The organism is Pseudomonas sp. GL-B-12 (genome assembly GCF_019955895.1).
In the GTDB taxonomy this organism is placed as follows: domain Bacteria; phylum Pseudomonadota; class Gammaproteobacteria; order Pseudomonadales; family Pseudomonadaceae; genus Aquipseudomonas.
The window spans coordinates 251,150-272,984 of the sequence record NZ_JAHBCX010000044.1 but is presented as its reverse complement, the minus strand read 5'-3'; the positions used below and the strand labels follow the sequence as shown (position 1 = coordinate 272,984).

The following is a 21,835-nucleotide window of genomic DNA, read 5'->3' as shown; positions in this document are numbered from 1 at the left end:
GTGTTATCCACTAGATGTCTAAATAGTGGCATTGAATCGCTTTTTAACGAATGATGGCGGTTATGAAGGCGATGCTGCGTGTCTGTGGCAGAAAGTCCAGCTCGTAAGCAAGGGATGGTCCGCAAGCAAGGAGGCTCAGATGTGGGCTGATGTCGATACAAAAAACGATTTTCTGAATTACTCAGAAGTGGCGGATCTGGTTGTGGACGTCATCCGTGATCCGTCCATGCGTCCGGTTACAGTAGGCGTGTTCGGTTCCTGGGGTACTGGGAAGTCCACGCTGCTCAATCTGATCGAGCATGGACTGAACCCCCCTCAGGGAGCATCTGAATTCGTCGTCGTTCGTTTTGACGCCTGGTTGTATCAGGGCTTCGATGACTCCCGCGCCGCGCTGATGGAGGTCATCGCCTCCACCCTTATCGACGCTGCCGAAGAAACCAGCTTTCTACCTGAGGCGAAGAAGCTTTTTGCGCGGGCTAACAAAATGCGAATGCTTGGTCTCATGGTCGAAGGCGGAGCGCTTGCTTTTGGTATGCCTGCTTTCGGTTTTGGGGCGAAAGGGGTGGAAGCTCTGGGGAAGCTCTTTTCCGGTGAAGCGGATCATGACTCGTTAGGAACTCTCAAAGATGAAGGTGGTAAGGCGAAGGACAGCTTTACCGGGCTGCTTGGCCCAGAAAAGCAGCAAACTCCCCCCAAACAGATCGAGGCGTTCCGGAAGGAGTTTTCAGATGTCCTCATCGGTCTCGACAAAACGTTGGTCGTTTTTGTCGACAACTTAGATCGCTGCTTGCCCAAGCAGACGATCCATACCTTGGAGGCTCTGCGTCTATTCCTCTTCATGAACCATACGGCTTTTGTCGTGGCGGCAGATGAGGAAATGGTTCGCCATTCGGTCAGTGAACATTTCAAAGATCCTGGTGATCGTCATGTCACTGATTACTTGGACAAACTTATTCAAGTGCCTGTTCGTGTGCCAAGGTTGGGCGTTCAGGAAGTTCGGGCGTACCTATTCATGCTGTTTGCCTCGGCCGGTAACAAGGTCCCTGGCGAGCGCATCGAGGCCTTGAGAGTCGGACTTGAAGATAACTTGCGCAAGGCATGGAGAGACGAGCCCATCAGCACAGAGAGGGCCTTGGAGCTGCTGGGCTCTAATGTGCCAGTGGAAGTTGCCGAAGCTTTGCCGATTGCTGATCGAATTGCGCCAATGCTCGCAAGCTCCAGCTCCGTGTTGGGTAACCCCAGGATCGTGAAGCGTATGCTCAACGTCGTTCGAATGAGGGTACGGGTAGCGGCACTGCGTGAAATGCCTGTAGACGAGGCCCTAATCGCCAAGGTGGCTCTTTTTGAACGTTGCATGGAGGAGAAAGCGGTCGCTCATCTTTACTCGATGATCAATGGTGCTGCCGGTGGCAAACCTGAAGTGCTGGCCGAACTGGAGGGCCTGCTGGAAGACCCCGTGAAGTTTGCGGGGGCTTGTCCGGATTTATGGACCAAAGTAGATCTCGTGCGAGATTGGATCAGGCTTGAACCGCAGCTTTCGACTGTAGACCTTCGTCCGGTCGTTTATCTGAGCAGGGAAACCACTCCCTTACGGGTGTTGCGTGCAGGTCTTTCTGCTGATGCAGCCGAAGCGCTTGCCGTGCTCAAACGGACGTCCAACACCTCGTCGCCTTCTGCCAAAGCTGTTCTACAGACGATCTCCGGCGGTGAGCAGGCGGCCGTCATGACCCAGCTGATTGAATCGATGCGGGCGCATTCTGAGTGGACAAGCAAGCCTGTTGGCTTCGACGGTGCGCAGTTGCTTGCCGAAAAATCGCCAGAAGCCGGTGCACTGCTGTCGGACTTCATTCACACCGTTATGCCGGACAAAATTCGGCCTTGGCTCAGCAGCAAGCTTAAGGGCGCGAGCTGGTACAAGGAGCGGGAGAAGAAATAATGGGAACCTCTACGTCAAGCAAAGGGCCTGGGGGCAATTCTCCATTTGTGCCAGGGTGGGTGGACACCGACGGGCAGCAGGTACCGGAAGCTCCTCCGCAGCGATTTAAAGACTTCCGTACAAATCTGGGGAGATTCGTCTCCACAGGAGACGGTGATTACCTTCGGTCTGCGATAAGCAGCTATGCAGGCGGTGCAACCGGTGGCAGTGGCATCGGACCTGCCCGGTTTGGCTCCATGGCCGGAGCTGGTGGAGCCTTATTTGGTGCGATGGCCGCACTGAGGGAAGGGCAATCCCCCCCGGGACTGGATCTCGCTGCGTTGAACGGCCAGGACACGGACATTGCTATCGACATGCTCGTGCAGGCGCTTGCCACTGAGGACGGCGATTCTGATCGCGTTCGGGTTGCGATGAACGAGGCGCTCTCTGAATGCCTAGAGGGTTACCAAGAGTTTGATTTCGCGAGCATCACTGACGAGATGCTTGTACAGATGATGCTGGTGTACGTCACCAAATGCGTGTTTGGGCAAGTGGTGCTCGATTCGAACGATGCATTCGCAAAAGCTGAATCACCTGGCCAAGTCGAGCAGGCCGAAAAGGAACTGTACTCCCTCGTTGAGTCGGTGACCGACAAGCACATGCGTCCCTTGTTGGGAGGCAGCCTGAAAGCGTTCTCCAGCACTCAAATTGAAAAGATTCAGATGGCCGCCATCCGCGAAGTGTGGAGTGAATGGGAGGCGTACCAAGAGTGACAGACCTCATTTTCCATCACGAAGTTGATCAGCTTCGCTCGCAAACGGCTAATGGAATTCCCGTACTGATGTACGGCAGTCGCCCACCGGCGCGGGGCACTTGCTCTATCGGGGGGCCGGTTCGCGCCGCAGTGAGGCGTTTGGGTGCTCCAGTCAGTAGAACCGGGTTCGATTTGTTGACCATAGCCATGGCTATAACGGCCGCAGATACTTTTGTTGATAAAGCAGAAGCTGATGATGGTTGGGCACGGGACCTTCGTTTATTCATCCCTATCGCTGATCCGCAACTTTGGCAGCCCGCGATACCGCTTTTACAGAAGGCTCTGCATTTCTTAAGCGGCGATCTTTGGGAGATCATCCTATTGCCTGATGGACCCAGGCAGCTCACATCTCAGAACCGTGGTCGCATCACCGTTATGGCCGGCCACGATTGTGTCAGTTTGTTTTCGGGGGGTATGGATAGCGGCATTGGAGCGTTGAATTTATTAGCTGAGGGCAGACGCCCATTGCTGATAAGTCATGCATACCGGGGGGACTCGGAAAAGCAAATCATGGTTCGGGATCATCTACCGGTGGAGGTCTCAAGATTCGCTGCGGTGGCAAATCCGGTGTCCTTGACTGGGAGAAAAACCGATGTGCAGATGCGCACTCGAAGCTTCAACTTCCTCGCCTATGGTGCACTGGTTGGAGCCACACTGGCGCAGCTACGAGTCGCTGGCACACCAGTAGAACTCTTCGTTCCCGAGAACGGGCTCATTGCGCTGAACCCTCCAATGACTGCTCGCCGCATTGGCGCATTGAGTACTAGGACGACGCACCCACATTTTTTAGGTCTATTCCAACAAATCCTGGACACGGTCGGCCTGCCTGTACGAGTCGAGAATCCGTACGCGCTTCAGACGAAGGGAGAGATGCTTTCAGGGTGCTTAGATCAAGCGAACTTGAGGATCCTGGCATCGGAAACGGTATCGTGTGGTAAGTGGAAGCGGACACACCAGCAGTGTGGTAAGTGCGTCCCGTGCATCATCCGACGCGCCTCGTTCCACGCTGCCGGAATAACGGACGGCACCGCGTACCATGCCAAAGGAGCGGATCTGACTTCAGTAGTTCGGGATGCGAATGCCAGAGATGACCTGATGGCCATGATCCTGGCGGCCCGCAGATTGCCCGCAGAGGATGTCGCGAAATGGGTGCGTCAATCCGGCCCGCTTCCACTCCACCGCCAGTCTCGTGATTATTTAATAGGTGTGGCCACCAGAGGCATGGGAGAGGTTAGAAACTATCTATGGTCTCTTGGTCTGCTCTGAAGGGGGGGCTGTAATCTCGAGATGCCAGATCAGCAATTCGCGGTCGTTCCCTAATCTCTTCCAGATTAATAGGGTGGTGAGTCGATAGTAATACCGGGTGGTGTCGGAATGGTCTTTCAGGTGCTGAGCGAGAAACCAGCGCACATGCTTGAGCTGCCAGGTCCAGGGATTATCTCGCTGCCATCGCTGTTGAATGGCCGCTTGCATGGTACGGGCTTGCCGTAGGTGGCGTTGCTGAGTGGCCTTAGAACCGGTCAGTACGCCGCTCAGGAACAGCGTCATATCGAAGGGCTTGGTCACGCTCTCCCTCCAATGTAGGCCGAAACCACATCGATCCGGTTATGCCCGAGTTCAACGCTGATTTGTTGGCGCGCCTGCTGATCAAGGGCGCGGTCAATGCGATAGCAGTGACCACCATTGACCGGTGCGGCGTGGCCAGTGAGCTGCTCGTAACGTTCGCAAGCGTAGGCCGCTCGCAGTTCATGGAAACCCTTCAGCCCGTGTTCATGCAGCGTTTCGCGGGCGGGGAGTACAGTCTGTTGCAGGAACACGGAGTAGCTTTCGTCTCGGGCCAGCAAGTTGCGGCTGTGGGTCGGCGACGCATGACAGGCCAACTGCAGCGCCGCCTTCACCTCTGCATTGGCTACGACCCATCGCGGCGCTGAAGCCCCTGAACGACCGCCTTTGGTGCCGTCCTGGATGTTGATGCGGCCTAAGTGTTCGGCTTCGCGCTGCAGTCGTGGCAGGTCAGCCAGGATCGCTTCGCGCAGGCGCATGCCGGTTGCTCGGGCCAACAGGACAATCGCGGCCACCCGCTCGTGGTGCTGTTCGCCGAGCACTTCCACGACTCGTTGAACCTGTTGGCGGTTCTGGCCATCCGGCGCGCGGGTGCGTACGCTTGAGCGCTGCTTGCCTAACGCCTGGCTCGGACTGGCGATCCTGACATCCTGATCACCGCGCAGCGCCGCGAGGGTACGGTTGACGCTGCTCAGGCGGTTCTGCGCGGTAGCGATGCAGAGTTCACCTTGCTGGATCTGCTGGCGTAGATACGCGGCGTAGTCATGCAGCGTCTGTCGATCAATCTGGCGCGCATCGTTGTAACCTGGGCCGTCCACTGATCGACACCAACGCACGAACGCTTGCCAGCGATCGCTATGTGCTTTGACCGTGGTGAAATGGCCGCCGGCAAACAGATCGTTGAGCGCTTGTGGACCGGCGTAGCTCAGTTGGCGGCCATAGCCAAAGTTGCGTCCATCACGCCGACCGACCAGAGCCATCATCATCACCGTTTTCGTTGTCTTGCAGGTAGAGCAGTAGGGCTTTCCAGTGAGGGCTGAGCCTGTCCATCTGTCGCCAGTGTGTCGGGCGGATCAGAAGGGTGTTCTCCTGGTGTTGCAGCAATGCCCCTTCCTCACGCAGTTGCTCGATCAGCAGGGCGAGGTTGTCAGGGTCAATTGGTGGTGTGGCGACAGCGGCGACAGTGGCGACAACCCGCGTCGTTTCTGGCCTGGCACGTGGCGACAGGTTGGCGACAGAGGCGGCGACACGTCGCGATTCTAGTGGCGATTGATGTTGCGCCTGGTAGCGGCGCACCGCGTCATTGAGGCGAAACATGGCGGACCTCGAAAGTTTTGGCATCGCGACTGTTCAGCCAGTTATGCGTGATCAGCTCGACGAGCAGTGTGGCGGTGTGATGGCTGCTCTTGCGGGCAAAACGAGGGCCGTTGCGATTGAGGTCGCGGATGGTAAATTGGGTCCAGCCTTTTTGCGTCAGCCAGCGCAGCAGTCGATCCGCTTCCTCACGTAAAGTGTTGATTGGCTCTTGTTCGGTCAGGCGTTGGATCTCCGCCAGGTAGTAATCCATCAGTGTTGAGGCGCGTTGAATATGGGCCTCACTCACTACATTCGCATCTTCAATTACCGCGAGCACACCGGCGATGCGCAGCACATTCGCCGCCGCTTTTCCTGCGACGGATTGGACACCCGCCAGCTCACCGAACTCGCCGGACTGGCATTCGATGGTGTCGTGAATATCAATCCAGGCAGTGCGAGCGCTGGGCGTCAGTTCCAGCCTGGCGGGGTTAAGTGAACCGTCTTTGTGCAGCGACAATGGCTTATCCAGTAGGGCGGTGATGCGCGTTTGGTAGCGCTGGACCTTGGCATCTCGCGTCAGGTCGACTGCCTTGTACAAGCGCCGACCGACCAGACGTTCGGGCCAGCTGATCAGGCAGCGGCCGAGGATGCCTTGGCCATTGATCACCGGGTCTTTGAACAGCTGGTTGGCCAGGTAGGGCTGCAGCATCAAATGCAGGCTGAGGCGGCGATCATAGGCACGCAGGCTTTCCCCAACCATGGAGCGCGCCCGGTCGATCGGGCTGCCATCCCACAGTGTCGACAAGGTGGTGATCGCCTTGAGCAGATTCTCTTTGCTCATGGTGCTGCTGCCCAGGAACTGGCCACCTTCATCATTGAACAAGCCCATGCTGGGCAAGCCCTGGCACAGGCTTTTGATCAGAGCCTCAATGGTGGGCTCGGCAATGATCAGCCTCGGCGGTACCGGCTCAGATAGTTCTCTGCCTTCCGCCTCCGCGTGTTTCTTTGAGGTTTTGGGTTTGGCCATGATGCTGGTAGCGGCGCGATAAGCTTTGAGCTTTTCCGCATACAGGGTCCACTGCTGTCGTTCCCATTCGCGCGCCGTCTTCAGTGCCAGATGATCCACCGCGCTTTTGCGATCACCCGAGGACGCCACCGTCAGTAGGTAAAGGGACAGCGGATAAGTTCGGCCGTCGAGTTGGACATTGGCATGACCCTGGCTCACCAAGGCAGTGGTAGCCAGCACCGATTGCGCGGCCATGGCGCAGGGCACGCCGATCACTTCGGCCAGTCGTTGGACCGTAGGGCCCAACAGTTCTCCGAGGGCTTCGACGGGGTAGGGCAGTGGCGCCTGCTGGTATTCCAGCAATGGTTGTGGTGGCTCGAACGCTTCGCACAGTTGCATCGCTATTCTCCTCAGATTATCGACTTCCTCCTCACTCATCCCGCCACGGTTGTTGAGTGTTATCAGGGATCAAGGCCCCTGCGACCTGTGAGGGTTGTCCTCTCACGCGGGACTGGCGGCTCCTTACGACCGGGAGCTTGGGCATCTCATGATCTGGCCTCCTGAGCACTTCCGAAGAAGTGGGCGGGTGGAGGCTGCACTGGCTGACGAGACCGACCGCGAGATCCTGAGTCAGGTGAAGGCAGTGAGGCGATGACTGGGGCATGCCTGACTGTCAGTCAGGTGCAGTCCATTCCTTGGGCTGCGGCACCATCATCGGCATCGCTGTGGCGAGTGAGCATTCGGTGTTTGTCACGCCGATTGTCACGAGGGGGAAAGCCGCAAAGGCCCGTGTGAGCAGGGCTGCAGCAGTGGTAGGAGCGCCCGTCTCTTTAGGGGGCAAAGAGACGGGCAACAGGTTGGCGCAAGGAAATGGCCAAGCGGAAAGGTTGCTGCAGGGCAGCTATAAAGGGGTATGAGTTGCCGCAGTGGCACTCTGGTAGAAGTAGGCATCCATCACATCACTGTGAGCGTGCGAGCCGCCGGACGCTAATCGCACTTGGGGAGAACCACCACGATGTGGCGTAGCCTCAAAGGTTCTGGCTACCTGGGTGCTGTCGAGGACAGCGCTGGTACGGTTCTGGTTTAGCGCTCGTTCTGTTGGCGGTCAACCGTATTTTGGGGGTGACTCTTGCGTCCATTGGTAGCGCTGGAAGACCTTGGCGGCCGGTGGTTTTCCATGACCGGGTGGTCGTTCGTCGGTTTTTAATGTGAGCCCATGCGAGTGGGAATGCGGAGCCTTCCCGCTCGCGTGGGCTTGGCCGAGAAAGCCCCAAGATCGAGGCTTGCAATGGCGACAGTCGCCACACCAGTCGCCATGCTGCAGACCAGGAATTACGCGGGTTGTCGCCAGTGTCGCCGCTGTCGCCAAATCAACCATCACTCTATCTTGGGAGTCATTTTCGGTTACCTGCGGCGTTCGGTGAGCGCTCACCGTATCGGCACGACGTTGTGGTCCCTGGTTTGATTGATCGCAGATGCCGACAGGTTGCCAGTGGCCGCTTTCTGGATGTGCTCACTCCACCAAGCCATCATCGGACGCCGGCGCTCGATGTAGTCCGCTCGGTTGTAAGCGCTTCGGACTTCGTCCTTGTCGACATGCGCCAGCGCGACTTCGATTAGCTCCGGATCCCACCCATGTTCGTTCAGGATGGTGCTGGCCATGGAACGCATGCCGTGGCTGACCAAGCGGTCCTGAAAGCCCATGCGTTTCAACGCCATGTTGGCGGTCTGACTGTTGGCGTGGGTGCGCGGGTTTCTATCTGCCGGGAACACGTATTCCCTGTGGCCGCTGTGGAGCTTGAGCGTCTCCAGTAACGCGAGTGCCTGTTCGGTCAGTGGGACGGTGTGCGGACGACGCTTTTTCATGCGCTCCGGCGGGATGGTCCAGATGCGTTTGTCGAAGTCGATGTCTGCCCATCGGGTGGTAGCCGCTTCGGCAGGGCGGGTCATGGTGTGCAGTTGCCATTCGATCAGGCAGCGGGTGATCCGCTTGATGCTGGCGTTTGCGATTTCGATCATGAGCTCGGAAAGCTCATCGGGTCGTAGCGCGGCCATGTTCTGTTTCTTGGGTTTCTTGAATACTGCGCGAATGCCACTGAGGGGGTTAGCAAAGATCAGTCCTGAATTGACCCCATAGGTCATGATCTCGTTGAGCCGTTGGCTCAATCGCTTCACTGTCTCGAGGCTGCCTTTGGCCTCGATTGGGCGAAGCAGTTCGATGACCATTGGTGCGCTGATTTTTGAAAGCGGCGTTGCTTTCAGGTCTGGAAATACATGCAGCGTGAGCGACCGCCAAATGTCCTCGGCGTAGGCCGGCGTGACCGAGTCTTTCTTAAGCTCGAACCAGGCGGTGGCCACGTTCTCGAAGGTATGTTCCGTTTCTGCGCGCTTGGCCTCATTCAGCGTATCGCGCTGCACCTTCGGATCGATGCCTTGGGCGAGCAGCTCGCGTGCTTCGACCGCCATCTTTCGGGCGTTCGCCAGCGAGAGCTCTGGGTAGGTGCCCAAGCCCATGTTGATGCGGTTCTTGGTCACCGGTTCACGGTAATTGAAATTCCACAGCAGAGAGCCGTTGCTGCGTACACGGAGTTGCAAACCGTCACCGTCGGTGAGGACGTAATCCTTGGACGCGGGTTTGACTCCCTTGAGCTGTCGATCAGATAGACGGAGGGCTGGAGCAGGCATGAGATTTTCCTCAGGCACTGATTTGGTATTCCAAAGGTTAGCACCGAATGGGTTGGAATACCGTTTGGAATACCCGAATGGCTGGAACTCAAAAAATCTCAGAAGACCGAAAAAGCGCTGGAGGCCGCGTATTTACTGGATCGCAGGCACAAAAAAAGACGTCCGTGGACGTCTTTAGATGATGAAGTGGTGGAGCCGGGGGGATTTGAACCCCCGTCCGCCAGTACTCCGCTGTCGGTACTACATGCGTAGCCGTGTCTATTAAGTTAACCCTCAGCGACCCGACGGGCAGGGTGCTTTGGGCGAGTTGTGTAAGTTTTAGCCGCTTCGTCCACAACGTACTGCACGGCGATTCTGTTCTATATGACAATCATTTTGGGTTTACAGACATCCCCTGATGATTGCTGGACCCGAAGGTACCAGGAGGGAAGGGCTAAGGCTGCTTACGCAGCGAGAGCGTATTCCCCGTAGGTTTCGTCATTGGCAACTATAGGAAGTTGCAACAGTGGATTTACGAGTTCTGTTACCAACTCGGCATGCACCTAAAGTTTCGCAACCGGCGTCGAATCCTAAACGGCCCCGAGCCTGGTGCTCTTTGAATCAAGTGAGCAACAAGCCTGTACAGTGTACGCCAACGCGAGCCGGAAGGCCAACCCGAAGGTTGGCCACCACAGATCATGGGTTGGGTTCGTTGCTCTGTTTGTCAGCGAGTGCCAATGCCTGGGTGGCTTCGGTGACGCATTTTTTGTCGTCTCCGGAGGCTTGTGAGGCTTCGGCGCTGGACATCAGTCTTTTGATCTCCATCGTGGTGTTTCCAGAGCTCGCCGGCAGTGCATTCACTCTGCCTTTGAGCTCTTGCAACTTGCTCGTACAAAGGTTGTTGTCCGCTGCAAATACAGGAGAGGCCAACATTGCAGCAGAAATGAACAGACCAGCGAGTGCGGTACGTTTCATGGATATCTCCTTGAGCTGATGGTCTCGATGCTGCCGTATTGGCGGACGGCCAAGCCGAGCCCGAAAAATCAGCCACGATCTGATGTGGCCTACCTCAAAGACTACGATTCAACGCAAGAATTCGGTTTTTTCAGAAAAGGTGTCGAGCTTTTCCAGCGATGCGGACGGTTACACATTTCCAGACCCCGGATGCAACAAAACCCGCAATTGGCGGGTTTTGGTTTGCTTCGTATCGGATGCTGCCGGGCTTTGAACTCCCGGCTGCCAGTACACGGTTGTTGATGTACGCCAACAAGGCCGGGAAGGCCAGCCCGAAGGCTGGCCCTGAGCTGAGCGTTATTTCCCGCCTTTGTGCGCGTTCGTGACGTCCATAATGGTTTGGTTGGTCTCGGCGATGCAATCATCAATACCTGCCTTGGTGCCTTTTGCCTGGTCGGCTTTGGCTTTCTTGATGGAGGCCTCCACCTGGTCAAGCATTTCCCCGGGAATCTGTGCCTTGCCGTTTTCGATGGTTTGCAGGTTGACCGCGCATTGGTCTTTTTCGGCCGCAAACGAAGTGGAAGCCATCATGGAAGCAACAACGAACAAACCTAACAGCACAGAACGATTCATGTGTATCTCCTTGGACTGAAGGACCAGGCATTGCTGGCCATCAAAACGGTCTACCGAGTTTTAGGAGGTCCCACATTAGCGGGACTTGATCAGTGGACTGCGGCGGCACGTCAGGGTTCTGCTTTTCTACTGTAGAGCTGTCGATTCCGGCAAGTAGCGTTAAGGAATGCACGTCTATGCACCTTCCTATAGATCCTGCTATGAGGGCACCCTAGCCTGGGTAACGCGGTCCACCAGATAGACTAGTCCGTGGTAGTCAATGCCGCCATGTTGCGTCAGACCGATCTCACAGGTGCGGCTGGTCGATATCCCCTCGCTGCACTGCTGCACCGCGTCCTTGAGCGTGCGCAGCGAATGGGCGTTCAACTCCGGCGTGGTGAAACCCTTGTCGCCAGCGAAGCCACAGCAGTGAATGCCTTCGGGAATCACCACGGTTTTGCTGCACTTGCGCGCCAGATCGATCAGCGCCTGGCTTTCCCCGAGGTGCTGCGTACTGCACGTCACGTGCACGGCAATCGGTGCGTCCTGTGGCGTGAACGTCAGGCGATCCATCAAGTGTGTGCGGATGAACCGCACAGGGTCGTACAGGTCCAGACGGACTTCACCGAGGTCTTGAACCAGGCGCAAGGTGCAGGGGCTGGTGTCGCAGTAGATCGGGTCGAGACCGCCGCGGCTGGCGTGCAGCAGGGCGCCGATCAGTTCCTGTCGTTTGTGCTCGGCTTGTTCGACATAGCCTTTGGAGGCGAACGGCTGACCACAGCAAAGGCTGTCCAGGTTGTCCGGGAACACCACTTGATAGCCGGCCTTTTCCAGCAGGCCACGGGTCTTGTCGTGCAGCGACATTTGCTCCGTGTCGCCCGCCGCCGGCCCCATGGCGCGGGATACACAGGCCGCAAGATAGACCACGCGCGGGCGCGCGTCCGTCACCGCCGGACTGAAGCGAATGGCTTTTTCCGGTTGCGGCATCGCGTTGGTCCACTGCGGGACCTGACCCTTGGACAGGCGCGTCAACGTCGCCGACAATTTCGCCAATCTTGGTGCCCCCAGCAACATCCGCGCGCCATTGGCCACGTGCAGGGTGAAGCGCGCACCTTGCAGTGCCGTGGCGAAATGTCCTTCAAGCCAGTTGGCGGTTTTCGTATGCGTCGCCTTCCGGCTACGCAGCTTTTTCACCAGCTCGCCGGTATTGATGCCGACCGGGCAACGTTGCGCGCAGAGGCCGGTGGCGGCGCAGGTATCGATACCTTGATAGTCGTAGGCGGCTTCGAGTTCGGACGTATCGATGCCCGCGCGTTTCTTCGCCTGAATGTCGCGCCAGATCACGATGCGCTGGCGCGGGCTCAGGGTCAGGCCTTTCGACGGGCAGACCGGTTCGCAGAAGCCGCATTCGATGCACTTGTCCACAATCTCGTCAGCGGCAGGCAAGGGCTTGAGGTGCTTGAGGTGGATCTGTGGATCTACGCTGAGCACCACGTCCGGGTTGAGAATGCCGTTGGGGTCGAGCAGTCGTTTGAGCTGCCACATCAACTGGTAGGCATCGCTGCCCCATTCCAGTTCAACAAATGGCGCCATGTTGCGCCCGGTGCCGTGTTCGGCTTTCAGCGAACCGCCGAACTCCACCGCCACCAGTTGCGCCACGTCGTCCATGAACGCCTGATAGCGTGCGACTTCTTCTGGGTTGTTGAAGCCTTGGGTGAAGACGAAGTGCAGATTGCCTTCCAGCGCGTGTCCGAAAAGGATCGCTTCGTCGTAGTGATGTTTGTCGAACAGTTCGATCAGGCGGTTGACGCCGATGGCCAGCTGTTCGACCGGGAAGGTGACGTCTTCGATGATCACCGTGGTGCCGGTCTTGCGCACTGCGCCTACGGCCGGGAAGGTGTCTTTGCGGATGGCCCAGAGACGGGCGTTTTCCTGCGGGTCTTCGGTGAAGTCGACTTGTTTCTCCACCGGAAACGGGCTTAGTGAAGCCATGATTTGCGCCAGTTGCTCGTGCAGTAATGTCGACGATGCGGCGCGGGATTCGATGAGCAGGGCGCAGGCATTGTTCGACAGATGCTGTACGAAAGCCGGCATGCCGGGTTTGTCCTGCACTGAACGCAGACTGCGCCGGTCCAGCAGTTCCACGGCCGACACCGGTTGGCTTTTCAGCACTGTCACTGCGTTGCAACAGGTTTCCACGTCCGGGAAGACGATCAACGCCGAGGCTTTATTCGGGTGGTCGATCACGGTGTCGTAAGTCACGGCACTGATGAACCCGAGCGTGCCCTCGGAGCCCACCAGCAAGTGGCTCAAGATATCCACAGGCTCGTCGAAATCCACCAGGGCATTGAGCGACAGGCCGGTGGTATTTTTTAGACGGTATTTGTGGCGGATTTTCGCAGCCAGTTCGGCGTTTGCGCGGGTCTCGCGGCCCAGGGTCGCCAAGCGCTCCAGCAGGGCGGCGTGGCTTTGGCGAAACGCTGCGAGGCTGGCGGTATCTTCAGTGTCGAGACGACTGCCGTCGGCCAGCACCAGGCGAATCCCGGCCAGGGTGTGATAGGTGTTTTGCGCGGTGCCGCAGCACATGCCGCTGGCATTGTTGGCGACGATGCCGCCGATCTTGCAGGCGTTGATCGAGGCTGGGTCCGGGCCGATCTTGCGCCCGAACGGTGCCAGCCAGGCGTTGGCCTGAGCGCCGATCACGCCCGGTTGCAAGCGGATTTGCGTGCCATGGCCGCGGATCTCGCGACCGTTCCAGTTATCCCCCAGTACGATCAGCACCGAGTCGCTGATGGCTTGGCCGGACAAACTGGTGCCGGCGGCGCGGAAGGTCACCGGCACCTGATCACGTTGCGCCAGTTGCAGCAGTGCCACCACTTCGTCTTCGGACTCGACGCGGATCACCAGTTGCGGAATCAAGCGATAGAAGCTGGCGTCGGTGCCGAAGGCCAGGGTCGACAACGGGTCGTCGAAACGTCGCTCTTGAGGAATCAGTTGCTGTGCATCACGCAGGAAAGCGGCCGGTAGACTCATTGGTCCTCCAGGATCAGTACCACCAGGTCCTTCGGACCGTGGGCGCCGTACGCCAGCACTTGTTCGATGTCGGCGGTCTTCGATGGGCCGGATACCAGCAGCGCGTTGGTCGGCATGCCCTGGGCCCATTCGAATTCCTGTTGCACCTGATAGAAGTTGTCGCGGATTTCACTGGCCTTGAGCAAGGCGAAATGCACCGGTGGCGCGAGGCTCATCAGGCGTGGTTCTTCCCGGGTCGGCCAGAGAATCAGGCTGCCCGTGGCAGCGATGGCGCCGAGGGTTCCAGTGATGCTCGCCGGGGTGTCGTTGAACAGCTCGGCTTTCCATTCTTCAACCGGGCGGTCGTAGGCCTTGAGCATTGGCAGGCCGGGATTATTCGCCCAGTGCTGTGTGATCCGTTGACCGTGGGGTGTCGTCGGTGCGATCAGCAGACTCGGCAACTGGCGGTCCCGCAGCAAGTGCGCGAGTAGCGTCGGCCACTCTTCGCCGGACGTCAGATGAATTTCCGTGTGCACCGCTTCCATCAGTTTGCGCAGTTGCGCAATGCGCTGCTCAGGAGCGTAGGTGTAAGGCTGGGTCACCAGGTCGACATCGAAGTTGTCAGCCACCGGCGTGGTGCCTGTCAGGCTTTTGCGCAGTTTGGCGAGGATATTTTGCTTGGCGCTCATCAACGGTCTCCCTGTTTGGCCAAATGTTCGCGGGCCATGTCATGCAGCGAGCGGGCAGCGGGTTTCGGTGCGCTGTGGTTTTGCGTCCACGGGCCGACGTTGCTCGGCGTGAGGGCGCGCAAACGGGTGGCGAAGAAACCGAACAGGCGATAGAGCGTCGGCGAGCTATTAAGCTTCGCCCAGGCATTCCAGATGAACCGCTCCTTGCGCGAATACTTGCTACCCTGACCGCGCATCACTTGATGGGGGCTGTCCGGGGCCTTGACGTTTTCTTCCCGCAGGCGCCGCAGCAAAGCAGGGATCGGGATTTTCACCGGGCAAACTTCACCGCAAGCACCGCACAGTGAAGAAGCGCTCGGGTGATCTGGCACTTTCGCCAGGCCAACCATGTGCGGGGTAATGATTTTTCCGATAGGCCCGGGGTAAACCTCCCCATAGGCGTGACCACCGATTCGGGTATACACCGGGCAATGATTCATACAGGCGCCGCAGCGAATGCAGTTCAGGGTCTGGCGCAGTTCGCTGTCGGCAAAGGCCTGGCTGCGGCCGTTGTCGAGCAGTACCAGGTGTACTTCCTGCGGGCCGTCGAGTTCATGTTCCTTGCGCGGGCCGGAGATCATGTTGACGTAGGTAGTGATTGGAATACCGAGGGCTGAGCGGGTCAGCAGCGACAGCAGCGGCACCACATCGCGTAGGTTTTCCACAACCTTTTCGATACCGGTAACGGCGATATGCACGGGCGGCACGGTAGTGGTCATGCGACCGTTGCCTTCGTTTTCTACCAGCAGCAGGGTGCCGGTTTCGGCCACGGCGAAGTTGACACCGGAGACACCGATGTCCGCTTCGAAGAATTTCTGCCGCAAGACCTTGCGACCGATCTGAATGAGTTGGTCAACGTCCTTGGTATATTCCACCCCAAGTTTGTCGTGGAACAAGGACGCGACCTGACCGGCATTCTTGTGGATCGCCGGCATAATGATGTGTGAAGGCTTCTCGTGGTCGAGCTGGACGATGTATTCCCCCATGTCGGACTCCAGGCATTCAATGCCTTGAGCCTCGAGGAAATGGTTCATCTCCATCTCTTCGCTGACCATCGATTTGCCCTTGATCACTTGCCGCCCCTCGTGAGCGCGGATGATCGAGAGGACGATGCCGTTGGCCTCGTCCACCGTTTCCGCCCAGTGCACTGTCACACCGTTGCGGGTCAGGTTCTGTTCAAGTTGTTCGAGCAGCTCGGGCAACTTGGATAACGCACGGGCGCGGACAGCATTGCCCAGCGCGCGCAAATGTTCTCTTTCATGGGCATCGCTGAACGCCGCTGCCCGTTTGGTCATTAGTGAATCCATCGCCTTGCGAAAGTTGCCTCGCAATTGCGCGTCACCCAGCGCTTTGTGGGCGCGGGTGCGGAAATCTTCTTCTATGGCGACCGTAGGAATAATCGTCGAGGTGCTCATTGACCACCTCCGGTACGTTGCCAGAGGAAGCTAGCCAGATGTTGGCCGCGCAACGCTTCCTGCTGTTTTTCCAGCGAGCCGTTGATGTTCATCAAACAGCCGCAGTCGGCACTCAATACCTTGTGTGCGCCGGATTCCTTCAGCGCCCGGGTCTTGTCAGCCACCATCGCGCCGGAAATCTCTGGCATACGGACGCTGAATGTCCCACCAAAGCCACAGCATTCACTTTCGTGATCGTGATTGACCCGTTCCACGTTGCTCAACTGCGCCAATAATTCGCGACCGTGCAGGTGGGTGTTCATCTCGCGGCGTGCCGAGCACGAGGTGTGCAGCGCCACTTTTACGGGCTCGCCGCTGTCCTTGAGCTGCACCTTGCAGACAAACAACAGGAACTCGGCCAGTTCGTAGGTTCTGGCCGCCAGGGCTTGAACCTGTTTCAACGTGTCCGGCTCGTCCTTGAACAAGTCGGCGTAATGTTCGCGCAGCATGCCTGCGCAAGAACCTGACGGCACCACCACCGGATAATCCCCGGCAAACAGCGCCAGTTGTGAGCGCGCCACGGTCCGTGCCTGTTCGGTGTAACCGGAGGTGTAGGCCGGTTGGCCGCAGCAGCTTTGCCCTTGCGGGTATTCGACACGAATGCCTTCGCGCTCCAGCAGGTGGATCGCGTCCATCCCGGCTTCCGGGTAGAACAAATCGACCACGCAGGTCCCGAACAGGTAGACCCGTGACGGTTTCTCGCTGGGGTACTGCCGAGGCTCGGGCAGTGGCGGGGCGACACGGGTCGCATTCGGCACGGCGTTGTAAAAAAGCTCGCTCATCAGGCGGTCTCCGGGTGGTCCCGGTTATTCGTCTGTTGAGGCTGCTGAATATAGAGCCGGAAGCTTTCAGCAGCCTTACAGACCGGGGTGTGAATAGCGGACGCCGGGGGCGTGGCCCGGCGTCGGTTTTTATCGTGTTGCTTGTAGTCCTCAGTGCACCAGCATGCCGGTGAACCAGTAGGCCTGGGCCAACGTGATCAAGCCGACAATTGTTGCAAAGAATAGGCTGTGCTTGAGGGTGAAGCGGAACAGATCAGATTCTTTGCCCACCAGGCCGGTCGCGGCGCAGGCCACGGCGATCGATTGTGGCGAGATCATCTTGCCGGTCACGCCGCCGCTGGTGTTCGCCGCCACCAGCAAGGTGTCGTTGACACCGATCTGATGCGCGGTGGTCGCTTGCAGCGAGCTGAACAGGGCGTTGGACGAGGTATCGGAACCGGTGAGGAACACGCCCAGCCAGCCAAGGAACGGCGAGAAGAACGGGAACGCCGCGCCAGTCGCAGCCAGTACCAGGGCCATGGTCGAAGACATGCCCGAGTAGTTGGTGACGAAGGCAAACGCCAGCACCATGCCGATGGACAGGATTGGCCAACGCAGTTCGTAGAAGGTCTCTTTAAAAGTGGTAAGACCAGTTTTGAGATTGACCTTCAGGACCAGCATCGAGATCAGTGCCGAGAAGAAAATCGCTGTGCCAGTGGCGGAAATCGGGTCCAGTTTGAATACTGCCGGAATGGCGGTTGGCGCGGCCACGATGGGTGCGACCTTGACTACCATCTGGTCCAGGTGCGGGATGGCGAAGTTGAATACGAAGCTGTACATCGAACCGCCGGCGGCGAACATCGCCTTGAACGGCTTCAGGGTCCAGATGGTGACCAGTACGGTCAGGATCAGGAACGGCGACCAGGCCTTGAAAATTTCCCCAAGGCTGTAAGGCGAAGCCACGGTTGTGCGCTTCTGGCCGAAACCACCGACGCTGGCGCTCACCACGGAGGCCGAGACAGCGCCCACGATGTGTTGGCCGGCGGCGCGTTTTGGTTGCCAGACTTTCAGGAACAGGGTCAAGGAAATCAGGCTGGCCAGAGCCGAGGTGATGTCCGGCAGTTCCGGGCCGATGAAGTTCGAGGTGAAGTACTGGGTCACGGCAAAGCTCAAGCCGGCCACCAGGGCTGCCGGCCAGGTTTCCCGCACGCCGCGCAGGCCGTCCATCATGAACACCAGCCAGAACGGCACGAACAGCGACAGCAGCGGCAATTGGCGGCCGGTCATGGCGCCGATCTTGAACGCGTCGATGCCGGTGACTTGCCCGGCAACGATGATCGGAATGCCCAGGGCGCCGAAGGCCACCGGCGCGGTGTTGGCGATCAGACACAAGCCAGCGGCGTACAGCGGGTTGAAGCCAAGACCTACCAGTAGTGCAGCGGTAATCGCCACGGGTGCGCCAAAGCCGGCCGCACCTTCGAGGAAGGCGCCGAAGCAGAAACCGATCAGCAGGACCTGCAGGCGCTGGTCATCGGTGATCGACAGAACCGAACTGCGGATGACTTCAAACTGGCCACTCTTGACCGTCAGTTTGTAGAGGAACACCGCTGCCACGATGATCCAGGCAATCGGCCACAGGCCATAAGCGAAGCCATACCCGGCGGCGGCGAACGCCATATCGACCGGCATCTGGAAAGCGAAGATCGCCACCAGAATCGACAAAGCCAGGGTGATGCTGCCGGCCACATGCCCTTTGAGGCGGAATACGGCCAAAGCCAGGAAGAAAAACACGATGGGGATGACGGCGGCGAGTGCGGACAGGCCGAGGCTGCCGAGCGGGGTATAGAGCTGTTGCCAGGTTTGCATATGGGGTGGCCCCTAATTGTTGTTGGTCAGGCACTGATCAGCGTTTTTGGATAATTGGTAAGACCAATTTACAATCGCTGTTGGCTAGGGTAAAAGCCTTGTAGGCGGTGTGTCAATTTGCCGCCCTAAAACTTTTGTCGAATGCAAAGTGCGCAGGTCGTCTGTCTGGTATGACCAAATGCGTTGTGGCAGGTGCTGGCACGGCGCCGATAGGCCAGAATAGAGCCCCGGCGAGCCGTCGGATCGTGGAGTAATCGAGTTATGGGGTTTGATCAGATTCGTCAGCGCCGTTTGTCAGACGATATTGTCGAGCAGCTTGAGGGCATGATCCTCGAGGGCACGCTGAAAGCGGGCGAGCGCTTGCCGGCCGAGCGCGCGTTGGCCGAGCAATTTGGCGTGTCACGTCCTTCGTTGCGCGAAGCCATTCAGAAGCTGACCGCCAAGGGCCTGCTAGTCAGCCGCCAGGGTGGCGGCAACTACGTGGTGGAGTCGCTGGGTAGCACCTTCAGTGATCCCTTGTTGCATCTGCTGGAAAGCAATCCCGAGGCGCAACGCGATCTGCTGGAGTTTCGCCATACGCTGGAAGCGTCTTGCGCCTACTACGCGGCGCTGCGTGCCACGGAGGTGGATCGCGAGCGGCTGACCGCGGCATTCAACGAATTGCAGGACTGTTATTCGCGTCACGAAGAGGTGAGTCGTGCCGAAGAGGGTGCGGCGGACGCCAAATTTCATCTGGCGATCGCCGAGGCCAGCCACAATGCCGTGTTACTGCACACCATTCGCGGGTTGTTCGACCTGCTCAAGCGCAACGTGGTGACCAACATCGGTGGCATGTACAAGCAGCGCACCGAAACCCGCGACATGTTGATCACGCAGCACCGGGAGTTGTATCAGGCGATTATCGAAGGGCGGGCGGAGCAGGCGCGGGAAGTTTCCAGTCGGCACATTCTGTATGTGCAGGAGGTGCTGGAAGAAGTGCGTCAGGAAGTGCAGCGCATGGCCCGGGCGGAGCGGCGCAAGGGGATGTGAGGCGGTAGCTTGATTGTGGCGAGGGAGCTCGCTCCCGTTCGGCTGCGCAGCAGTCGTCAGCAGAAATAGTGATGGACGCCGTCAAGCGAAGGGGTGCTTCGCACCCCAGCGGGAGCAAGCTCCCTCGCCACAAAGTCGCGTCAGGACAGGAGAATTACTCTTCCTTGCCCTTGTTGCGCACCGCGCGCTGCAACTCGCGACCGGCGTCGCGTTCGCGCTCGGTATCGCGCTTGTCGTATTCCTTCTTGCCCTTGCCCAGAGCAATCTCGCACTTGACCATGTGCTTGCTCCAGTACCAGGACAGGCACACGCAGGCGTAACCCTTTTGCTGCACGGCAGCAGCCAGCTTTTCCAGTTCGCGCCGGTTGAGCAGCAATTTACGGGTGCGCACCGGATCCGCGATGACGTGGGTACTGGCGGTCGTCAGGGGCGTAATGTGGCTGCCGAGCAGCCAGGCTTCGCCATCCTTGAGCAGTACGTAGCTGTCAACCAGCTGCAGCTTGCTTGCCCGCAGACTTTTTACTTCCCAGCCGGCCAGGACCAGACCAGCCTCGAACCGATGTTCGATGAAGTAATCGTGTCGCGCCTTTTTATTTTGCGCGATGGTCCCTGTTGGGTGTTTCTTCTGTTTAGCCATAGGGGCGGCATTATAGGGAGTTACAACAGAGTCGGCTATGGGGTTGCTACGTGCTTGAGCAGGTTGATTGAATCCCGGACAATGCGGCCTCTTTTTTGAACGCTTGGGCGTGATAACGATGTCGACAGACAAGGTTTCTGTCCACGGCAGTTGGGCTAGCCGCTGGGTCTTCATACTCGCCGCGACCGGTTCGGCCGTGGGGCTGGGTAGTATCTGGAAATTCCCGTACATGGTCGGCGTCTATGGCGGCGGTGCCTTCGTGCTGATGTTCCTGGCCTGTATCGCATTGATCGGCGTGCCGGTCATGCTGGCGGAAACCCTGATCGGCCGGCGTGCCCGGCAGAGCCCGGCCAATGCCTTGAAGGTACTGGCGGTCGAGGCGGGGCACTCGGCCAAATGGTCCTGGGGCGCATTTGCCGGGATGATCACGGCATTGCTGATCCTGTCTTTCTACAGTGTGGTTGGCGGCTGGTCGCTGGATTACATCATCGACATGGGGCATGGCGACTTCCAGGGTGTGACGCCGGATCAGGTGGGGGCTTACTTCGGCAATGTGATCGCCGATCCTTGGCGCCTGACACTTTGGCACACGATTTTCATGCTGTTGTCAGCGGTGGTGATCGCCAGGGGCGTGGTTGCAGGGCTTGAACGCAGTTTGCGCATCATGATGCCGCTGCTGTTCGTGATGATCCTGGTGCTGCTGGGCTACAGCATGACCACCGGGCATTTCATGGAAGGCGTGCATTTCATGTTCGACTTCCACCCGGAAAAGGTCCTGGACGGCTTGTTGCCCGCGATGGGGCATGCGTTCTTTTCCCTGAGCGTGGGCGTCGGCTCGATCATGATCTACGGCGCCTACATGCCAAAGAACTCGTCGATTTCAGGGACGGTCGTCGGCGTGGCGCTGCTCGACACCTTCGTTTCCCTGGTGGCCGGCCTGGCATTGTTTCCGATTGTGTTCGCAGCGGGCCTGAATCCGAGCGAAGGGCCGGGGCTGATGTTCGTCAGCTTGCCGTTTGCCTTCGGTAACGTGGCGTTCGGGCAATTGATGGGTGTGGTGTTCTTCGTGCTGGTGGCGGTCGCTGCCTGGAGTTCGGCGATTTCCCTGCTTGAACCGATGGTGGCCTACCTGGTCGAGCGCACCAAAGTGAGTCGTGCCTGGGTCACCTTCTGGTTGGCTTTCAGCTGCTGGTTTGTCGGCCTGGGTACGGTGTTCTCCTTCAATATCTGGAAGGAGGCCAAGTTTTTCGTGAACGAAGGCGGGATGTTCCACCTCTACCAATGGGGAGCAACCGGTGGTCTCGACTTCTTTGGCGTGATCGATTTCTTCACCTCGCGACTCATGTTGCCGCTTGGCGGTTTGTGTTTCGTGGTGTTTGCGGGCTGGATCATGGGGCGTGAAGCGGTGCGCGACGAGTTGTCGATCCGTAACCCTGCGCTGTTTGGCCTGTCCTTGTTCTTGATGCGCTATGTGGCGCCCATCGGCATTCTCGTAGTGTTTGCCGCCCAGCTGTGGAAGTGACG

18 protein-coding genes and 1 other RNA gene are annotated in these 21,835 nt (G+C 58.4%); 5 read left to right on the top strand and 14 right to left on the bottom strand.

The genetic code is table 11. The features are described from left to right. Positions 1-25: 25 nt before the first annotated feature. The 3 genes from KGA85_RS23635 (at position 26) to qatC (ending at position 3,995) form a co-directional block, all read left to right on the top strand. Positions 26-1,936, top strand: coding sequence for a P-loop NTPase fold protein (locus KGA85_RS23635; protein ID WP_223543403.1), 1,911 nt, complete (start codon positions 26-28; stop codon positions 1,934-1,936). A 236-nt stretch (positions 1,937-2,172) separates the two neighbouring features. After that, a complete protein-coding gene (locus tag KGA85_RS23630; protein WP_223543402.1) occupies positions 2,173-2,688 on the top strand; it encodes a hypothetical protein in 516 nt (171 codons plus the stop codon). Continuing rightward, positions 2,667-3,995, top strand: coding sequence for a Qat anti-phage system QueC-like protein QatC (gene qatC / locus KGA85_RS23625; RefSeq protein ID WP_317850336.1), 1,329 nt, complete (start codon positions 2,667-2,669; stop codon positions 3,993-3,995). Before KGA85_RS23630 ends, qatC begins: the two co-directional genes overlap by 22 nt. On the opposite strand, the gene KGA85_RS23620 is transcribed toward qatC, so the two are convergent. The 13 genes from KGA85_RS23620 to KGA85_RS23560 all read right to left on the bottom strand — a co-directional run bounded on the left by KGA85_RS23620 (position 3,972) and on the right by KGA85_RS23560 (position 18,645). Beyond that, complete coding sequence (locus tag KGA85_RS23620) at positions 3,972-4,295, bottom strand: hypothetical protein (RefSeq protein ID WP_223543400.1); 324 nt, start codon at positions 4,293-4,295, stop codon at positions 3,972-3,974. The genes qatC and KGA85_RS23620 overlap by 24 nt on opposite strands. After that, the gene (locus tag KGA85_RS23615; RefSeq protein WP_223543405.1) at positions 4,292-5,272 is read right to left on the bottom strand and encodes an integrase domain-containing protein; all 981 of its coding nucleotides are present in this window, start codon (positions 5,270-5,272) and stop codon (positions 4,292-4,294) included. Before KGA85_RS23615 ends, KGA85_RS23620 begins: the two co-directional genes overlap by 4 nt. After that, positions 5,250-5,609 (bottom strand): hypothetical protein, encoded by a 360-nt coding sequence (locus KGA85_RS23610; RefSeq protein ID WP_223543399.1) that lies wholly within the window; start codon positions 5,607-5,609, stop codon positions 5,250-5,252. Before KGA85_RS23610 ends, KGA85_RS23615 begins: the two co-directional genes overlap by 23 nt. Then, positions 5,593-6,993 carry a YfjI family protein gene (locus KGA85_RS23605; protein WP_223543398.1) on the bottom strand — a complete coding sequence of 467 codons (1,401 nt, stop codon included), beginning with the start codon at positions 6,991-6,993 and terminating at the stop codon, positions 5,593-5,595. Before KGA85_RS23605 ends, KGA85_RS23610 begins: the two co-directional genes overlap by 17 nt. A 1,029-nt stretch (positions 6,994-8,022) precedes the next feature. Next, a complete protein-coding gene (locus tag KGA85_RS23600; RefSeq protein WP_223543397.1) occupies positions 8,023-9,279 on the bottom strand; it encodes an integrase domain-containing protein in 1,257 nt (418 codons plus the stop codon). Positions 9,280-9,466: 187 nt separating this feature from the next. Further along, positions 9,467-9,860, bottom strand: a transfer-messenger RNA (tmRNA) gene (gene ssrA, locus KGA85_RS23595). A gap of 94 nt (positions 9,861-9,954) precedes the next feature. Then, entirely contained in the window at positions 9,955-10,233 is a 279-nt protein-coding gene (locus tag KGA85_RS23590) for a hypothetical protein (protein WP_223454199.1), read from the bottom strand. 336 nt (positions 10,234-10,569) lie between these two features. Next, complete coding sequence (locus KGA85_RS23585; RefSeq protein ID WP_223454197.1) at positions 10,570-10,845, bottom strand: hypothetical protein; 276 nt, start codon at positions 10,843-10,845, stop codon at positions 10,570-10,572. 198 nt (positions 10,846-11,043) lie between these two features. After that, positions 11,044-13,857 (bottom strand): FAD-binding and (Fe-S)-binding domain-containing protein, encoded by a 2,814-nt coding sequence (locus tag KGA85_RS23580; RefSeq protein ID WP_223454195.1) that lies wholly within the window; start codon positions 13,855-13,857, stop codon positions 11,044-11,046. Continuing rightward, positions 13,854-14,525 (bottom strand): lactate utilization protein C, encoded by a 672-nt coding sequence (locus tag KGA85_RS23575; RefSeq protein WP_223454194.1) that lies wholly within the window; start codon positions 14,523-14,525, stop codon positions 13,854-13,856. The genes KGA85_RS23580 and KGA85_RS23575 overlap by 4 nt, the downstream gene beginning before the upstream one ends. Beyond that, positions 14,525-15,979 carry a LutB/LldF family L-lactate oxidation iron-sulfur protein gene (locus tag KGA85_RS23570; protein ID WP_223454192.1) on the bottom strand — a complete coding sequence of 485 codons (1,455 nt, stop codon included), beginning with the start codon at positions 15,977-15,979 and terminating at the stop codon, positions 14,525-14,527. The genes KGA85_RS23575 and KGA85_RS23570 overlap by 1 nt, the downstream gene beginning before the upstream one ends. Continuing rightward, positions 15,976-16,800: a (Fe-S)-binding protein gene (locus KGA85_RS23565; protein WP_223543396.1), complete on the bottom strand. Its 825-nt coding sequence runs from the start codon at positions 16,798-16,800 to the stop codon at positions 15,976-15,978. The genes KGA85_RS23570 and KGA85_RS23565 overlap by 4 nt, the downstream gene beginning before the upstream one ends. 150 nt (positions 16,801-16,950) lie before the next feature. Beyond that, on the bottom strand, positions 16,951-18,645 hold the full coding sequence (locus KGA85_RS23560) for a lactate permease LctP family transporter (protein WP_223454189.1): 1,695 nt from the start codon (positions 18,643-18,645) through the stop codon (positions 16,951-16,953). A gap of 261 nt (positions 18,646-18,906) precedes the next feature. On the opposite strand from KGA85_RS23560, the gene KGA85_RS23555 reads away from it, so the two are divergent. Next, positions 18,907-19,674 (top strand): GntR family transcriptional regulator, encoded by a 768-nt coding sequence (locus KGA85_RS23555; protein ID WP_223454187.1) that lies wholly within the window; start codon positions 18,907-18,909, stop codon positions 19,672-19,674. A 154-nt stretch (positions 19,675-19,828) separates the two neighbouring features. Here the strand turns inward: KGA85_RS23555 and smpB are convergent, their stop codons facing one another. After that, entirely contained in the window at positions 19,829-20,311 is a 483-nt protein-coding gene (smpB, locus tag KGA85_RS23550) for an SsrA-binding protein SmpB (protein WP_007993569.1), read from the bottom strand. A 118-nt stretch (positions 20,312-20,429) separates the two neighbouring features. Here smpB and KGA85_RS23545 point away from each other — a divergent pair, with 118 nt between their 5' ends. Next, a complete protein-coding gene (locus tag KGA85_RS23545) occupies positions 20,430-21,833 on the top strand; it encodes a sodium-dependent transporter (RefSeq protein ID WP_223454185.1) in 1,404 nt (467 codons plus the stop codon). The last annotated feature ends 2 nt before the right edge of the window (positions 21,834-21,835 follow it).